The following is a 15,905-nucleotide window of genomic DNA, read 5'->3' on the forward strand; positions in this document are numbered from 1 at the left end:
CCCGTGTGAAGCTCGCTTGCCGGCGGGCGCATTCGACCGCGAGGGATTACGCGGTATCAGTGGCGTCGGCCGGGCGCTGGGGTAGACGCGCTGCGTGTCCGGCGAAGGCTGGCAGACCTCGGCGTCTCCTGGCCGACTTTGCGATCCCAGCCAGGAGGACACTGTCCGAGGCAATATGCCCAGATGCTCGCAGCGCGTCGTCCGGCCTGCGGAGACGAGCCGGTGAATCAGTCCAGCAGCGCTGCGGCAACCACTGACGCCAGGTACGCCTGCCCGGCGACATTGGCGTGCAACGGAACCGTCGGCGTGGTCGGGGTCGGCCCGTTGACCCAGTGCGTCCCGGCCGGCTCGCACATGTCGTGCCCCGTCTTGGCGAAGTTGTCGGCGAAGCGGGCGTCGTGCCGCGCCGCGGTCTCCCGCAGCGCATCGGTCAGCCGCTGCTGGCCGCCTTGGTCGACGAGCCCGAAACAGCCTCCGCCCGGCGGGAAATAGCGCAGATAGGTGGTCAGCACGACGGTGGCCCGCGGCGCGCGCTCGTGAATGCCGTCGAGCACCACGCCCACCCGCTGCCGGACGGTGTCGAGCATGGGATCGGTGACGGCATTGACGTTGAAGGCGCCGATATCGTTCGCGCCGATGGTCACCGTCACCAGATCGGTGTCCGGTGTCAGCGCCTCGAACTGCGGCGGATTCGAACCCCCGTCGCCGTACTGCGGCTGGGTGGTATTCGTGGTCTTCGCGCCGCTGCAGGAGGCGTCCGCGAATTCGGTGACCCCGAGCGCCTCGGCCAGGACGGAGGGATAGTTGTCCGCCGCCCGGGTGCAGAACAGCGGGCTGCCCGGCTGTAGCTTGTCGAGCGAGCCGACCGCCGCCGCGGAATCCCCGAGCGCGACATACCTGCCGATCGGGGGAAGCGCTTGCGCGGGTGCCGAAGCCGCGGTCGTGGCCACCAGGGCCGCACCCGTAGCCGCAAACACGGACAAGCGTCGCATTCCCGTAAACACCGAACTCTCCTTCTCGCTCAGACGGTTCCAGATGGCGGTGGCGCACCCTATTAGCGCACGTCCGCAGGCCCCGTGGCAGGAAAAAGCCCGAGCGCACCGGCTAGCGCCGGTCGGCGGGTGGCGTGAAGGAGTTGAGGTATGCGCGCGGAGCGGTGCCGTTGACGGTGTGGTCGCCGATGAGGGCGGCCTTGTAGACGGCGGGGTTGTGGGAGGAGATGGTGCGGGCATTGCGCCAGTGGCGATCCAGGCCGAGCGGGGAGCGGACGGCGGTGGCGCTGCCCGCGTTGAACAGGTGCCAGGAGGCCGAGCCCGCCAGCTCGGTATTGGATATCTGGGTGGCGGCCGATTCGAGCAGGGACCGCTGAGCGGTCGCGGGGGAGGGGGCGGCGTGGAAGGCGTCCAGGGTGCGGGCCAACTGGAGGACATTGGCGCGGGCGGAATAGGCCTTGGCCCAGACCTCGCCGACGATCTGGGTGATCTGCGGATCCGCGGCCGGATCGGGGGTGGAGGCCAGCGGGTAGGAGCGGGTGCGAGATTTGACGAGCGCCGCCAGATCGGTGGCTATGGCGCGGGTGATGCCCGCCTGGGTGGCGGAGAGAACGAATTGATAGAAGGCCTCCATATAGTCGTTGGCCAGCGGGTTGCGGTGGCGCAGTAGGTAGTCCGGATCCACCCGCACGTTCTCGAAGACCGCGCTGCCGCTGGCGGTCAGGCGCTGGCCGAAGCCGTCCCAGTCGTCGAGGATGGTCACGCCGGTGCTGCGGCGGGGCACGATGGCGGAGACGAATTCGCCGTGGTCCACGACCAGGACATTGAGCCAATCCGCGTACAGGCTGCCGGTGGTGTAGAACTTGCGGCCGGACAGGCGGTAGGCGTCGCCGTCCCGGTGCAGTTCGGTGGCCAGCGCGGTGAGGTCGGGGGTGGCCAGCTCGGCGCCCGCGGGGCCGAAGAACTGACCGGCGGCCGCGGCGCGCAGCAGGGTTTCGCGGGCCGGACCGGGCGGGGCCAGGCGCAGGATCTCGGTGAGGCCGAGATGGCCGCGGAAGATCTGCGCGACATTCGAGTCGCCCGCGGCGATATCGATGAGCACCTCCGCCAGATCGGCGACCGCGGCGCCGGAGCCGCCGAATTCGACCGGCACGCGCAGCGCGCCCGCGCCCGCGGACAGCAGCGCCGCGAGCTGGTCGGTGGGCAGTTTGTGCTCGGCGTCGCGGGCCACCGCATCCTCGCTCAGCCCGCCCGTGACCTGGGCGATCGCCACCAGCCGCGTCCGCAGATCGTCGTCAGCCATTACTCCCCGTTCGTCGTGCGGGCACCGCGCGGTGACGCCGCGTCGTGACAGATCGCTCGCGAAAATCACACCGCTCCAACGGGTTTGCCGGAAGACATCGGATCACGGTGGTCGCAACTGTTTCCAACCCGCCGGGGTTCCCGCACGATGGCCAGCGGACCAGGGGGGTTTCCGACAACCAGTTCACTTCTACGAACGGACGTCCACGTGTCTGATGTCGTCAGCGAGCCGCTGATCCGGTACTCCGAGGAGGTGCGCGAGGCGCTCGCCCGGCGCGCGCCGATCGTCGCGCTGGAATCGAATGTGGTGGCGCACGGCTTCCGCCCGCCGGAGAATGCGGCGGTCGCGCGGGAGGTCGAGGCGGCGGTGCGCGCCGGGGGCGCGGTGCCGGCCACGATCTTCCTCGCCGGCGGGCGCATCGTGGTGGGCGCCAGCGATGATGAGCTCGAAACACTCGGCGCCGCACCCGATGTCGCCAAGGTGACCAGTCGCGATATCGCCCTGACGCTGGCCCGCGGGGCGTGGGGCGGCACCTCCATCGCGGCGACCATGGCCATTGCCGACCGGGTGGGCATCGCCACCGTGGCCTCGGCGGGGCTGGGCGGCGTGCACCGGGACGCGCCGACGTCCATGGACATCTCCGCCGACCTCACCGAATTGGCCCGCACCAGGCTGATCGTGGTGACGGCCGGGGTGAAGAAGATCCTCGACGCGGGGCTCACCCTCGAGTTCCTGGAGACCCAGGGCACGCCGGTGCTCGGCTATCGGCACCGCGGATTCCCGGCGTTCTACTGCCGGGAGAGCGGATTCGATACCCAGGCGCGCATCGACGATCCGGCCGCGGTCGCCGCCATCGCCCGCCTGCACCGGCAGCTCAACGATCGCGGATCGGTGCTGGTCACCCATCCGATTCCGGAGGAGGACGCCCTCGACGGCGAACGGATCGAAGCCGCCATCCAGGAGGCGCTGGCGCGGGCCGCGGCGGAGGGGGTCACCGGGCCCGCCGTCACCACCTTCGTGCTGCGGGCCGTGGACGCGGCCACCGGTGGCGCGGCCGCGGCCGCCAATCGCGCCGTCCTGCTCAGCACCACCCGCGCCGCCACCGAGATCGAGGTGGCGCGCAGCGCCGCCGAACGCGCGGCCGCCGATCGAATCATCCACGACCAGGAGGTTTCCCATGCCATCTGAGACCGCGCGGCCATCCGGGACCGCGCACGCGGCGGTGCTGTTCGACCTGGACGGCACCCTGCTCGATACGCCGCGCGCCATTGCCGAACAGTTCTCGATCGCGGTCGAACGCGTGACCGGGGTGCATCCGGGGGAGGAGGCGGCGCGGCGGCTGATCGGCGCGCCGCTGGAGAAGATGGCCGGCTCGCTGTCCGGCACCGACCCGGAATCGGCTACCGCGCAGTCGATTTCGGAGGAGTACCTGACCCGCTACCGGGAGCTGATCGTGCCGAAGGCGGCGGATCTGGTCTTCGACGGCGTGGCGGAGGGGCTGGAACGGCTCGCGCGCAGCGGATTCGCGCTCGCGGTCGTCACCAGCAAGCGCCATCACAGCGCCGAGTTGATTCTCGAAGCGGCCGGTATCCGGGACCTGTTCGCCGCCGTCGTCGGCGCCGACGACGTCTCCCATCCCAAACCGCACCGGGAGAGCGCCGATGTCGCACTGCGCCTGCTGGGCCGCGACGACGCGGGCGCGGCCGGAGCGGTGGTCGGCGACACCGCCGCCGACATCGGCCTCGGCACGGCCATCGGAGCCTTCACCGTGGGCGTCACCTACGGCGTCTATTCGGCGGGACAGATCACCACCGCCACACCGGATTTCATTGCCCACACCTTCGGCGACGTGACCCGCGCCGTGCTGGGCCGGATCGGAGAGTGAGCACCACCATGACCACCTGGACCCGCCCGACCACCGAACCCGTCGACATCGAGGAATACCTCGGCGTCAATGTTTTCGTCCTCCCCGCGCAGCCGGGCCTGATCGCCCTGCACACCGAGGCCCGCGACGCCGGCGCCGATCAGGCGCGCTTCGTCCGCGCCACCCAGCGCATCATCCGGCTGCTGCTGGAAACCGCGCTCTCGCACCTGGAACACCGGCCCCGGCCGGTCACCACCCCCACCGGTTTCGTCTTCGACGGGGTCGAACCGGCCTCGCCCGAGCTGTACGCGGTCTCCATTCCGCGCGCCGGCGACGCTCTGGAGGGCGGCCTGCGCGAAATCCGCCCCGACACCCGTTTCGGCAAGATCCTCATCCAGCGTGACACCGTGACCAAACAGCCGACCCTGCACTACCGCAAACTGCCCGCCGGGATCGCGGGCAACGAAGTGCTGCTGCTGGATCCCACCATCGCCACCGGCGGCACCCTGCTCACCGCCGTCAACGAACTCGTGGCCGCCGGTGTGGAGGAACACCGCATCGTGGTGGTCAATGTTCTGACCTGCCCCGAGGCGCTGGCCACCGTGCTGTCCCGGCGGCCCGATCTGCGGATCGTCACCTCCCACATCGACCAGACCCTCACCGACCAGGCCTTCATGCGCCCCGGCATCGGCGATTTCGGCGATCGCTTCCACGGCACCACCGTCCGGGCGTGAGGAAACGGAGCACAGCGTGAACCTCCTCGACCTGCTCGACGCGCACGTCCGGGATCGCCCGAACGCGGTTGCCGCCATGGATGATTCGAGCAGCCTCAGCTATGCGGAGCTGAGCCGTCGCGCCGATGGCGTGGCCGCGGCGTTGTGCGGTGCGGGCGTCGCACCTGGTGACATCGTGGGCGTCTTCCTGAATCCGTCGACGCACCTGGTCGTCGCGGTCTGGGGCATTCTGCGCGCGGGGGCGTCGTATCTGCCGCTCGCCGTGGACTATCCGGCGGAGCGCATCGGCTACATGGTCGCCGACAGCGCGATCCGGCTGGTGGTCACCGACCCGCGCGGCGGCGAACTCGCGCGGCGGATCCTGCCCGCACGGGTGGACACGCTGTGTGTGACCGAATCGGGCACGGGCGCAGGGAAACCGGAGGCGACCGGTCCGGCCGATACGAGCGCGGTCTACACGATCTACACCTCCGGAACGACCGGCGCACCCAAGGGCGTGGTCATCCCGCATCGGGCCATCGCCAACCAGATGACCTGGCTGGCAGCCGAACTCGGACTGGGGCCGGGCGCGCGAATCCTGCTGAAGACCCCCGTCAGCTTCGATGCCGCGCAATGGGAGCTGCTCGCCAATGCCGTGGGCGCCACCGTGGTCGTCGCGCCCGCGGGCACCCACACCAATCCCGACGACATCCTCGCGCGCGTGGTCCGTGATTCGATCACGGTGCTGCAGTGCGTGCCGACCATCTGGGCGGAACTCGCCGCCCTGCCCGCCATTTCCGCCGCCACCACCCTGCGCACGGTGGCCAGTGGCGGCGAGGCCCTGCCCGGCGCGCTGGCGGAGCGGCTGCGCACCGCCCTGCCGCACGCCCGCGCGATCAACCTGTACGGCCCGACCGAGGCCGCCATCAATGCCACCTGGTTCGACTTCACCACCGCGGACCTGACCGGCACCCCGATCGTGCCCATCGGCGCACCCGTCGACGGCTGCGCCATTGCGATCGTGGACGACCGGGATCGCCCGGTTCCGGAGGGTGAGACCGGTGAATTGCTCATTGCCGGAATCCAGCTCGCCGAGGGCTACCGCAATCGCCCGGACATCACCGCGGACCGTTTTCCCACCCTCGCTCTCGACCCCGGTCACCCTCGACGCTGGTACCGCACCGGTGATCTGGTCCGCCGCCGCCCCGACGGCCTGCTCGTCTTCATCGGCCGCAATGACGAGCAGGTCAAGGTGAACGGCCATCGCATCGAAACCAATGAGGTCCGGGTCTGGATCGAGAAACACGACTGGGTCCGGGCCGCCGCCGTCATCCCCTGGGTGAACGCACGCGGCGCCACCCAATTGGCCGGTTTCGTCGAATTGGACCCCGACGAAGCGCCCCTCATGGACCAGGACCGGGCCGGTCGCCATCATCGATCCAAATCCACCCGCACCCAGGTCACCGCCCAATTGGCCGATCTCGGCCTCCGCGACACCACCACCGAACCCGAAGTCCTGCTCTTCGGAGCGGAGCCCACGGCGGCCCAACGTCGCCGCGTCTTCGCCCGCAAGACCTACCGAACCTTCGCCGACGACCCCGTCGACCTCGCGTCGATCACAGCGATCCTGCGGCAGTTGCCCGGCTACGCCCAGGATCCGGGCGGAACCATCACCGATCTACCGGCGCGTCCGCCCGCGCGAATCACCGCCCAGCGGCTGGGCGTGCTGCTGCGTTGGCTGGGACCGTTCCACAGTCCGGATCGGCTGCTGCCCAAGTACTTCTACGCCTCGCCGGGCGCGTTGAACGCCACCCGGATCTACCTGGAGACCGGCGGGCTCCCCGGATTGGCCGCGGGCGTCTACTACTTCCACCCGATTCGCCACGCCCTCTACCGGGTCGGCGCGGCCGGTCGCGCGGGCGTGCGCCTGCACCTGATCGGCCTGCCCGAGGTGATCGAGTCGGTGTACTCCACCAATGTGCGCGAGGTTCTGCAGTTCGAGGCCGGGCACATCCTGGGCGTCCTCGACGAGGTGAGCGCGGAGTTCGGCTGGCAGGTGCGCACCATACCCGCCGTCCACGGTCTCACCGACGGAATCGCGACCGCCAGCGTCGAAATCGGCCCGCCGGACGCGGTTTCGGCGACGACGGTGGTTTCGGCGACGACGGTGGCTGCCGAGACGCCGGTGGGAATTCATGTGCAGGTGCACGGCGCGGTCGGCGGTGCGCGGCATGGGCTCTACGAATTCACGGATGGGGGACTCGAATTCGTGGCCGACGGCAAGATCGAGCGGCGGCATGTGATCGCCATCAATCAGCGGTCCTACGATCAGGCGTCGTTCGGGGTGGTGCTCGCTGTCGCGGCGGGGACCGGGTGGGATGGATTCACCGCGCTCGGTCGCGCGCTGGCGCATCTGCAGCAGATCGGGAGCCACAACGGCATCGGTTTCATGTCGGCGGGGTACGCGTCGCTGACCGGACGGGACCTGGCCGCGGCGCGGCGCTTCGACGAGATCCGCGGCCGGCGCGCAGTGAGCTACTTCGCGCTGGCCGGGCGGGTCACCCCCGGGCAGGTGGCCGCGACGGATATGGCCGAGGACGCCGTGCACATGAAGGGGCCCGAGGAGCTGCTCAAGGACGATCTGCGGGCGGTGCTGCCGCCGTACATGGTGCCGCCGACCATTCACGTCGTGGAACGTATTCCGCTGTCGCAGAATGGGAAACAGGATCGGACCGCGCTGACGGTGCTGGCTTCCGAACTCGGGTCGCGGGGCGCGCGTGCCAGTGATCCGCCGGTGACGGCGCGGGAGCTCGAAGTGGCGCGAATCTGGTCGGAGATACTCGGATACGAGCCGGTCCATCGCGGGGACGATTTCTTCGTGCAGGGCGGCAATTCCATTTCGGCGCTGCGGCTGATCCGGGCGCTCGGCGCGCGGCTCGGGACGGAACTGCCGGTGCAAACGATCTTCCGGGCGCCCACGGTCGCCGAATTGGCGGCCGCCACGGGCGATTCCGCGCCGGTGTCACGATTGCTGCGGCTGGCCGGGCCGGCGCGGGCCACCGCCACCACGGTGCTGTGGCCGGGGCTGGGCGGTTATCCCATGAGCCTGCGCGCACTGGCGGGCGAGCTGGCCCAGCACGGTCATGCCGTCTACGGGGTGCAGGCGCGCGGACTCAATTCGGGGGAGACGCCGCACGACACCCTCGAGGCGCTGATCGCCGACGATCTCGCCGAACTGCTGGAACTCGAGCTGCCGCAACCGTTCCGGATCGTCGGCTATTCGTTCGGGGCGCGGGTGGCGGCGGAGGTGGCGCAGCGGCTCGTCGCGGCGGGGCACGAGGTCGAGGAACTGGTGGTGATCGCGCCCGGGTCGCCCGTCATACCGGGCCATCCGGACGACGAGGAGGTCCGTTACGACAGCACGTATTTCAAGCGCGTGCTGGCCTCGGTGTTCAGCGCTCGCATCGATCCCGGGTACACCGCGGACCTCGACAAGCTGGTCACCAGCCGCGGCGAGTTCATCGATCTGATCGTGGCGAACGAGCCCGGCTTCGACCGGGAGACGGTGCAGCGCATCGTCGCGGTGGTCGAACACACCTACCGCTTCCGGTCCCGCCCGGCGACCGTCGATCAGGACCTGCTCGATCGCAGCCTCTACCTGCGCGCCCGCGGCGACGGTCCATCCTTCGCCGACATTCCGGTCGCCCCACTGCGATTGCGCACCCGCCCGGTGAGCAATCTGCCCTACCACCACTACGACATCGTCACCGCCGGCGCACTCGACATCGCCGCGGCGGTGCTGGAACAAACCATGAACAAGGAGCTGGTCCGATGCCGCACGTAGAGATCTCGCACTTCCCGGCCGACCTGTCCGCGGATGCCAGGCAACTCCTGGAGGTCGCCATTACCGCGGCGGTGACCCGCGCCTTCGGCGTCGCCGAGGGCGCGGTCTCCATCGGACTCGCAGGCGTCGCCCGAGACGACTGGCAGGAGCGGGTATACCGCCCGCTCATCACCGAACGCGCCGAGGGCGCCGCACTGCTGCGCGCCCCGAACTACTGATGGACATCCGGGATGCAGCCGACGCCGGGCCCGTCTCCGAGGCGTCCGAAGCCGTGACCGCAGCGCCCGAACCGGTTTCGTCCAACCCCGTGGCTCCCGGCGCGGTGGTGTCCGCGGTGGGTGAGGCGCCCTCGGCCCTGGTCCGGCTGGCCGCGCCGGTGGCCGCCGTCGGACTGGTCGCGTTGAACCTGCGGCCGGGCATCACCACGGTGGGGCCCGTGCTGGAAAGGGTCACCGCGCACTACGGCGCGGGGTCGGCGGCGGCCGGCGTCGTCACAGCCGTGCCGGTGGTCGCCTTCGCGCTGATCAGCCTGGCGACACCGCTCCTGCTGGCGCGGATTTCGCTGCGCGCGGGCCTGTACGTGGCGCTGGGCCTGATCACCGTCAGCCTGGCGGCGCGGCCCTGGGGCGATCTCGCGGTCTTCGTGATCGCCACCTTCACCTCGGCGCTCGGCGTCGGACTGCTGTCGGTGCTGATTCCCGCCCTCATCCGGACCACCGGCAGCACCCGGACACTGGTCACCACCTTCACCACCGCGCTACAGGCCGGAGCGGCAATCGGATTCGCGGCCGTCGTACCCCTCGCGCAGGCGGTCGGCGGATGGCGACTCGGCCTCGCGGCCTGGGCGCTGCTCGCACCGATAGGCGCCCTCGCGCTGTGGCGTTCGCCCCTGGCGCAGCGGGCGCCCTCCGCCGATGCGTCCGCGCCCGGCGCCGAGTCCACCGGTCCGGCCGCCTCGCACGCCGACGCGCCGGGCGCCGCACGGGCGGTCGAGAATCCGATCTCCATTCTGCGGCGGACCGGAACGGTCGGGCTCGCGGTGTTCTTCGGGCTGCAGGCCATGCTCGCCTTCGTCGTGATCGGGTGGCTGCCCTCGGTGCTGGGTGACGCCGGTGTCGGCGAGCGGGCCGCCGGTGGACTGCTCGGGTTGCTGACCTGCCTGGCGGTGCCGATCAGTCTTGTCGTGCCGCCGTTCGTGGTCCGCTCCGCGCATCCCGAGCGCTGGCTGGCCGGCTTCAGTTTGTGCAGTGTGCTGGGCATTCTCGGGTTCCTGCTCGCACCGTCGGCGGCGCCGCTGGTGTGGTCGCTGATCCTCGGGGTGGGGCTGTCGGTGTTCTCGCTGGCGCTCACCGTCATTACCGTCCGGGCGCCCACACCGGAGCAGGCGGTCGGATTGTCCAGTGCTGTTCAGGGTGTCGGTTATGTGATCGCCGCGCTCGGACCGTACGGCATCGGCGTCGTCCGGCAATTCGACTCCGGATGGGGTTTCCCGCTGGGGGCCTTGCTGATCACGGCCGTGGTTCAGACGGTCGTCGGCTATCGAGTCGGCGCGGCGCGGACGGCGGATCCGGAAAACGTTCCCACCAATGAAAGGCAGTGATATGACGGCCGAGGCCGTGGCGAAGGTCGCCGATCTGCTCGACGATCGCAGCCACCACATCGAATTCAATGGTCACCTGACGAATCACGTCAAGCACGCCGTCGTGGCGCTGGCCGCGATCGGCGCACCCGAACACGTCATTCGCGACTACTACAAGGGTTATGCCGAGCTGACGCCGTACGGCTTTCCACTCGAACCGCAGCGGCCCTCGGCCGTGGTGATCGATGCGGGCAACTGGCGCGAATTCATCGGACAGCGTGCGCATTTCAGCGCTTACGTCGCCTTCTTCGACGGGGAGGTCGCGGCCAAGGGCATCTCCGGTGCGGTCGCCGAGTACGCCCCGGAACTGCTGGACGGCTGGATCGGCGCCTTCACCCACGCCACCATCCATCTGGGCTGGGCGATCTGGGCCGAACATCCCGGCATGACCGCCGAAGCGCTTGCCTACCTGGCCTTCTCCTTCGTGCGCGTGGCTGATGACGAGCGCACCCCGCCCGCCTCGGACGCCGCCGATCCGCTGGAATCGCTGCTGCGGCTGAGTGCGAGCTGGGCGCAGGACGAGGTATTCCGGAGCGCGGTCGAATCGGTGATCGCGGATACCAACAGCTTCACCGAACTGCACCCGGAATTGAACCGCTCGGGCCTGCAGGCGCGGGTCGCCGGGGTGGCGATCACCGGGATTCCGGAACTGACCGCCGCACCGGCATGGATCCGGGAGCTCTCCGCCGCCGAACGCCGGATCCGGGTCCGGCGCGCGGTCACGCTGCTGTATCTTTCCCAGCCCGGCGATTTCGTGGTGCTGCACCTCATCACCTCGCTGTTCGCGCTCGAGGTCATTGCCGACACCCTGGACTCGCCGACGGCGGAAGACGCCGTGTACGAACTGTTCTGGGCCGGGCTGCGCATCATCGCCGCGGCCGAGCGCAAAGTACCGACCGCGCACAAACTCGGCGAGCTCGCCCGCCTGTACTCCACCGAGTCCAGCGCCGACACCCTCACCGGCGCCGCCGAATTCGAGTTCAGCGCCCGCCGCGCCTGGCTCGAGGACGAGGAGCACAACCCCAAGCTCGTCTTCGTGCTGCGCTCCTGGTGGGACGCCGACCCCTGGAGCGCGCACCGGCACGCGGCCGGTCAGTTCACCCGCACCCCGGACCTGCCCGCCAGTTTCGAAGAACCCCCGAACGAATAGGACCATCCATGACAGAAGTGATCTCGACCGTGCTGCGGGAGCAGCTGCACAAGCGCTACGGCGCGGCCGCCCCGGCGGCCGACGGCATCGGGAACGAGACCTTGGAGGTGCTGCTGCGCCATCGCACCGTGCGCCGCTTCCTGCCCGGCGATATCAGCGAGGCCGAACTGGCGGTCATCATCGCCGCCGCCCAATCCGCCTCCACCTCCGCCAATTTCCAGTTCACCAGCGTGGTCGTAGTGGACGATCCGGACCTGCGGGCGCGGCTGGCGGAGCTGGCGGGCGGGCAGCAGCTGATCAATGACGCCGCCGTATTCCTGGTGTGGCTGGCCGACTGGTCCCGCAATATCCACCTCGCTCGCGCCAACGGGCACACCATCGAGGCGACCGAATACCTCGACAGCGCGCTGTCGAGCGTCATCGACGTCACCCTGTCCGCGCAGAACGCCGCCACCGCGGCCGAATCCCTCGGCTACGGAATCACTTTCGTCGGCGCGCTGCGCAATAATATCGACGCGGTGATCGAGGCGCTGCACCTGCCGGAGCACATCTTCCCGGTGTACGGCCTGGCCATCGGCATTCCCGACCCCGCCGATCCGGCCGATATCAAGCCCCGCTACGGGCAGAGCGTGGTGGTGCACCGCAATGCCTACACCCCGCCCGCGGCCGAGGACGTCGCCGACTACCTGGATCGCATCAACGCCTACTACCGGGAGCAGGAACTCCCCGAGGACTGGGTGAAGAACCGCCTGGCCGGGCGCATCTCGACCAAGGAGAGCCTGCACGGCCGCCAGGGCATCCGGAACACCTTCAACAACCAGGGTTTCCCGCTCAAGTAGCGGGCACAGCGGAACGGCCCGGCTACCTTCGAAAGGTAGCCGGGCCGTTGGTCTTTCGCGGATCAGCCCTGCCGCAGCCAAGCGTCGTAGAACTGCAGCCGCGCCGAAGCCTCGAACTTCAGATCCGATACCTTGTCCGACACCCCGACCGCCTGCGAGAGCTCGATGGTGGGAATCCACAACCCGTTGTCCAATACCAGCTGCTGGGCCTTGCCGATGAGCTGCGCCCGCGCCGCGGTGTCCAGGGTCTGCAACTCCGCCGTGAGTACCTCGTCCAGCGCCGGAATCGGCCCGCGCCCGTTCAGATTCCGCCCGTCCAGCGCGAAGCTGGTGCGCAGGATATCGCCGTCGGCCCGGGTGATGTTGTAGTACAGCGCCTCGAAATTCTTGCTGTTCTGCCGCACCGTGTACTCCGCGTCGGCGAGCGGTTCGAGCCGCAGCTCGATCCCGGCCTTGCGGACCTGCTGCTGGACCAGCTCGAGAATGGCCTGATTCCCGGCGAAGGCACTGGTGAAGGTGACTGTGAAGGACAGCCGGACCCCGTCCTTGACGCGGATGCCGTCACCCCCGGTCACCCACCCGGCCTGCTCCAGAGTCCGGCCCGCGGCCGCGGTGTCGTGGCCGAGCCTGCTCGAAAGGTCGGTATAGGCGGGGGTTTTCGACCCCAAACTGCTGCTGGCCTTCTTGAACTGCGGCCCCAGCACGGTATCGATGAGCTCCTGCCGGTCGATGGCGGTCAGTAGCGCCGCCCGGACCGCCGCATCGGCGAGCACGCCGCGGGTCACATTCGGCTGCAGCCCGAACGGGATACCGGGATTCGAGGTGATCTGCACCCGCCCGCCCGCGGCTTCGATCTGCGGTGCGTCCTGCGGCAGCGCGTCACTGATGGCATCGAGCTGTCCGGAGGTCAGACTGCCCGTGCGGACACCGGATTCCGGCACCACCCGGTACTCGATCCGATCCAGATACGCCTCGCCCTGGTGCCCGAAAACCGCGGAGCCCCAGGCATATCCGGCCCGCTTGGCGAGCACGGCCGACTGACCCTGCTTGTACTCGGCATAGGTGAACGGCCCGGTCCCGATATTGTCGCCGCCGCACCGCTGATCGGCGGACCTGGCGGTGGTCGCCGCGCCCTGGATGCCGAGCTGCGGCGTCGAACTCGCCTGCAGGAACTGCGCATTGGGCCGATCGAACTCCACCCGCGCGGTCAGTGGATCCACCACGGTGGTGCCGGTGTAGCCGAACAGATAGGTGGCCCCCAGCGGCGCCTTGGCGGGGGTGAGCGTCTTGACGATGGCATCGAAGTTCTGCTGCACCGAGGCCGCCGTCAACGGCGTCCCATCGCTGAAGGTCACCCCCGGCTTCAGCTTGAACGTGAAGGTCTTCGCATCCGGGCTCACCTCCCAGCTCTGCGCCAGCCACGGCTTGATCTCGCCGGTCGCCGGGTCCTGATCGGTCAGCGAATCCACGATCTGCCGGGTGACGTACAGGGTCTGGTTGGTGCCGGACTGCGCCGGGTCCGAGCAGGTCGGCGCCAGCGAGAGCCCGTAGCGCAGGGTCCCGCCCGGTTGCGGCGGTCCCGCCGGCTCTCCCGAACTGGTATCGGAGCCGCCACAGGCGGCGAGCGTCGCCGTCGCGGCGAGCGCACCGAACAGGGCCACGGGTCGTTTCATCGAATTCTCCGGATCGACAGGGAACGGTGCGCGTGACGCTATGTCCCGCACACCGCCCTGTCGCCGGTCTGGCGCGCCCTGAATCCAATGCTTGTGATCGGCGCCCCGGTGCACGAATTGGCGCTCGAAGTCCATGCGCTGTCCGGAAAGTAGCCGAGCGTGTGCTACCTGTCTCGACGGCTCATGGCACCGGACCGGCCGCCATCGATACCTCCGACACCGGCAACTCGAACGAGTAGGCTCGCGGAGGACATCGGGGTCGGGCGGCGAACGTCTGAGAACAGCACAGTCTGAGAACAGGACATACTGTGGCGAAAACCTTGACGCCCTGGGTATTGCTGAAAGAGCTGGAACCGGTTGCGGAACAGAATCTCAACCGGCATCTATCGATGGCCAAAGAGTGGCATCCACACGATTATGTGCCGTGGGATCGGGGCCGGAATTTCGCCGCCATGGGCGGAATCGATTGGGAGCCCGAGCAATCCGCGCTCAGCGAGGTGGCCAGGGCGGCCATGGTCACCAATCTGCTCACCGAGGACAACCTGCCCTCCTACCACCGGCTGATCTCGGAATCGTTCAGTCGCGACGGCGCCTGGGGCACCTGGGTGGACCGCTGGACCGCCGAGGAGAACCGGCACGGCATCGTGCTGCGCGACTATCTGGTGGTCACCCGCGGCGTCGACCCGGTCGCCCTGGAACAGGCGCGCATGATCTGCATGTCCCACGGCGTCGACAACCCGACCGGCACCGGCGACAACAGCTTCCTGCACGGTGTCGCCTACGTGACCTTCCAGGAACTGGCCACCCGAGTCAGCCACCGCAATACCGGCCGGGTCTGCGAGGACCCCGTAGCCGACCACATCCTGCAGCGCGTGGCCGCCGACGAGAACCTGCACATGGTCTTCTACCGCAATATCTGCGGCGCGGCCCTCGACGTTGCCCCCGATGACGCTCTGGAAGCCATTGTCGAAATCATCCGAAACTTCCGCATGCCCGGCGCGGAGATGCCGAACTTCCGCCGCAACAGCGTCCTGATCGCCAAACACGGCATCTACGACCTCCGCCAGCACCTCGAAGAGGTGGTCCAGCCCGTCCTGCGCAAATGGAACATCTTCGACCGCACCGACTTCACCGCCCGCGGCGAACAACTCCGCGAAGAACTGGGCGCCTTCCTGGAGCAGATGGCCAAGGACGTCCTGCGCTTCGAAGAACAACGCGACCGCATGCTGGCACGAGAAGCCGCCAAACGCGAACGCGAATCCGCTTGATCGGCCGGTAGCGGTTGTGGACAGCCGAGGGGTTGTCCACAGACTCGCGCTGTACCGCGCGCCGAGGGCTTCGAGCTGTTAGGTTCGGCTCGAAGGAGGGGATATGGGGGACATGCTCCGCGCCGACGTGGAGGCGCTCCGGATCATGGCGGCCGGCCTTCGCGGTGAAGCGGCCGCCATCGCAGCCATCGATCCAGTGGATCAGGTCGCGAAAGTCGCACGTGCCATGCCGAATTCGGCCATCGGTGCGGCGGCCGTAGGAATAGGCGAACCACTACTGGCAGCGCTACGGCAGCTGGCGGGCGAACTGACCGCGGTGGCCGCCGTCGCGGAGTACGGCGCCGTCACCTACGAAGCGGCCGACGAGGCGTTCGAACGCCAGTTGGACGAATACCTGACCGGACCCGAATAACCCGGTGACCTGGCGGTACGGCTCGCCGTGCCGAGCCGCCGGGCCGGTCGACGGCGCATTGCGGCGGATGCGGGATGGCTACGGCGGCTGGACGACTACCTGAACGGGTTCCGTATGCCGCACTGCCAGTGGCGGTTCAGTGCGCCCTGGCCGCCGAGATCGATATGGCGTTCCCTCACGCATGAGCCGGCGGACCCCGTGTCGTCGT

Annotated in this window: 13 protein-coding genes; 10 read left to right on the top strand and 3 right to left on the bottom strand. The window is 69.1% G+C overall.

Going from position 1 to position 15,905, the window contains the following annotated elements; genetic code table 11:
* Positions 1 to 227 precede the first annotated feature (227 nt).
* Positions 228 to 950, bottom strand: coding sequence for an SGNH/GDSL hydrolase family protein (locus tag ACYQ5L_RS13170; RefSeq protein WP_459957629.1), 723 nt, complete (start codon positions 948 to 950; stop codon positions 228 to 230).
* Between the two features lie 154 nt (positions 951 to 1,104).
* Positions 1,105 to 2,295: an acyl-CoA dehydrogenase family protein gene (locus tag ACYQ5L_RS13175; RefSeq protein ID WP_459957630.1), complete on the bottom strand. Its 1,191-nt coding sequence runs from the start codon at positions 2,293 to 2,295 to the stop codon at positions 1,105 to 1,107.
* A 207-nt stretch (positions 2,296 to 2,502) separates the two neighbouring features.
* Between ACYQ5L_RS13175 and ACYQ5L_RS13180 the strand changes: the two genes are divergently transcribed.
* From ACYQ5L_RS13180 to ACYQ5L_RS13215, 8 genes are read left to right on the top strand one after another with little or no spacing between them, the layout of a single operon-like run.
* Positions 2,503 to 3,483, top strand: a complete 981-nt coding sequence (locus ACYQ5L_RS13180) for a pseudouridine-5'-phosphate glycosidase (RefSeq protein WP_459957631.1) — start codon at positions 2,503 to 2,505, stop codon at positions 3,481 to 3,483.
* Positions 3,473 to 4,180: an HAD family hydrolase gene (locus ACYQ5L_RS13185; RefSeq protein ID WP_459957632.1), complete on the top strand. Its 708-nt coding sequence runs from the start codon at positions 3,473 to 3,475 to the stop codon at positions 4,178 to 4,180. Before ACYQ5L_RS13180 ends, ACYQ5L_RS13185 begins: the two co-directional genes overlap by 11 nt.
* Complete coding sequence (gene upp / locus ACYQ5L_RS13190; RefSeq protein ID WP_459957633.1) at positions 4,177 to 4,893, top strand: uracil phosphoribosyltransferase; 717 nt, start codon at positions 4,177 to 4,179, stop codon at positions 4,891 to 4,893. Before ACYQ5L_RS13185 ends, upp begins: the two co-directional genes overlap by 4 nt.
* Before the next feature lie 16 nt (positions 4,894 to 4,909).
* The gene (locus ACYQ5L_RS13195; RefSeq protein WP_459957634.1) at positions 4,910 to 8,716 is read left to right on the top strand and encodes a non-ribosomal peptide synthetase; all 3,807 of its coding nucleotides are present in this window, start codon (positions 4,910 to 4,912) and stop codon (positions 8,714 to 8,716) included.
* Complete coding sequence (locus ACYQ5L_RS13200; RefSeq protein WP_459957635.1) at positions 8,704 to 8,934, top strand: tautomerase family protein; 231 nt, start codon at positions 8,704 to 8,706, stop codon at positions 8,932 to 8,934. The genes ACYQ5L_RS13195 and ACYQ5L_RS13200 overlap by 13 nt, the downstream gene beginning before the upstream one ends.
* Positions 8,934 to 10,316 carry an MFS transporter gene (locus ACYQ5L_RS13205; protein ID WP_459957636.1) on the top strand — a complete coding sequence of 461 codons (1,383 nt, stop codon included), beginning with the start codon at positions 8,934 to 8,936 and terminating at the stop codon, positions 10,314 to 10,316. Before ACYQ5L_RS13200 ends, ACYQ5L_RS13205 begins: the two co-directional genes overlap by 1 nt.
* Positions 10,303 to 11,505, top strand: coding sequence for a questin oxidase family protein (locus ACYQ5L_RS13210; RefSeq protein WP_459957637.1), 1,203 nt, complete (start codon positions 10,303 to 10,305; stop codon positions 11,503 to 11,505). The genes ACYQ5L_RS13205 and ACYQ5L_RS13210 overlap by 14 nt, the downstream gene beginning before the upstream one ends.
* An 8-nt stretch (positions 11,506 to 11,513) precedes the next feature.
* The gene (locus tag ACYQ5L_RS13215) at positions 11,514 to 12,344 is read left to right on the top strand and encodes a nitroreductase family protein (RefSeq protein ID WP_459957638.1); all 831 of its coding nucleotides are present in this window, start codon (positions 11,514 to 11,516) and stop codon (positions 12,342 to 12,344) included.
* Positions 12,345 to 12,406: 62 nt separating this feature from the next.
* On the opposite strand, the gene ACYQ5L_RS13220 is transcribed toward ACYQ5L_RS13215, so the two are convergent.
* On the bottom strand, positions 12,407 to 14,017 hold the full coding sequence (locus tag ACYQ5L_RS13220) for an ABC transporter substrate-binding protein (RefSeq protein ID WP_459957639.1): 1,611 nt from the start codon (positions 14,015 to 14,017) through the stop codon (positions 12,407 to 12,409).
* A gap of 308 nt (positions 14,018 to 14,325) precedes the next feature.
* Here ACYQ5L_RS13220 and ACYQ5L_RS13225 point away from each other — a divergent pair, with 308 nt between their 5' ends.
* The gene (locus ACYQ5L_RS13225) at positions 14,326 to 15,285 is read left to right on the top strand and encodes an acyl-ACP desaturase (RefSeq protein WP_459957640.1); all 960 of its coding nucleotides are present in this window, start codon (positions 14,326 to 14,328) and stop codon (positions 15,283 to 15,285) included.
* 103 nt (positions 15,286 to 15,388) lie between these two features.
* Positions 15,389 to 15,697: a hypothetical protein gene (locus ACYQ5L_RS13230; RefSeq protein WP_459957641.1), complete on the top strand. Its 309-nt coding sequence runs from the start codon at positions 15,389 to 15,391 to the stop codon at positions 15,695 to 15,697.
* The last annotated feature ends 208 nt before the right edge of the window (positions 15,698 to 15,905 follow it).

It is taken from the genome of Nocardia sp. IFM 10818, from assembly GCF_054655275.1.

Excerpts from the sequence above, each read along its gene's own strand:
- ACYQ5L_RS13220 (WP_459957639.1), bottom strand. The coding sequence starts at position 14,017 with ATGAAACGACCCGTGGCCCTGTTCGGTGCGCTCGCCGCGACGGCGACG.
- ACYQ5L_RS13175 (WP_459957630.1), bottom strand. The coding sequence starts at position 2,295 with ATGGCTGACGACGATCTGCGGACGCGGCTGGTGGCGATCGCCCAGGTC.
- ACYQ5L_RS13210 (WP_459957637.1), top strand. The coding sequence starts at position 10,303 with ATGAAAGGCAGTGATATGACGGCCGAGGCCGTGGCGAAGGTCGCCGAT.
- ACYQ5L_RS13185 (WP_459957632.1), top strand. The coding sequence starts at position 3,473 with ATGCCATCTGAGACCGCGCGGCCATCCGGGACCGCGCACGCGGCGGTG.
- ACYQ5L_RS13205 (WP_459957636.1), top strand. The coding sequence starts at position 8,934 with ATGGACATCCGGGATGCAGCCGACGCCGGGCCCGTCTCCGAGGCGTCC.
- ACYQ5L_RS13200 (WP_459957635.1), top strand. The coding sequence starts at position 8,704 with ATGCCGCACGTAGAGATCTCGCACTTCCCGGCCGACCTGTCCGCGGAT.
- ACYQ5L_RS13215 (WP_459957638.1), top strand. The coding sequence starts at position 11,514 with ATGACAGAAGTGATCTCGACCGTGCTGCGGGAGCAGCTGCACAAGCGC.
- ACYQ5L_RS13230 (WP_459957641.1), top strand. The coding sequence starts at position 15,389 with ATGGGGGACATGCTCCGCGCCGACGTGGAGGCGCTCCGGATCATGGCG.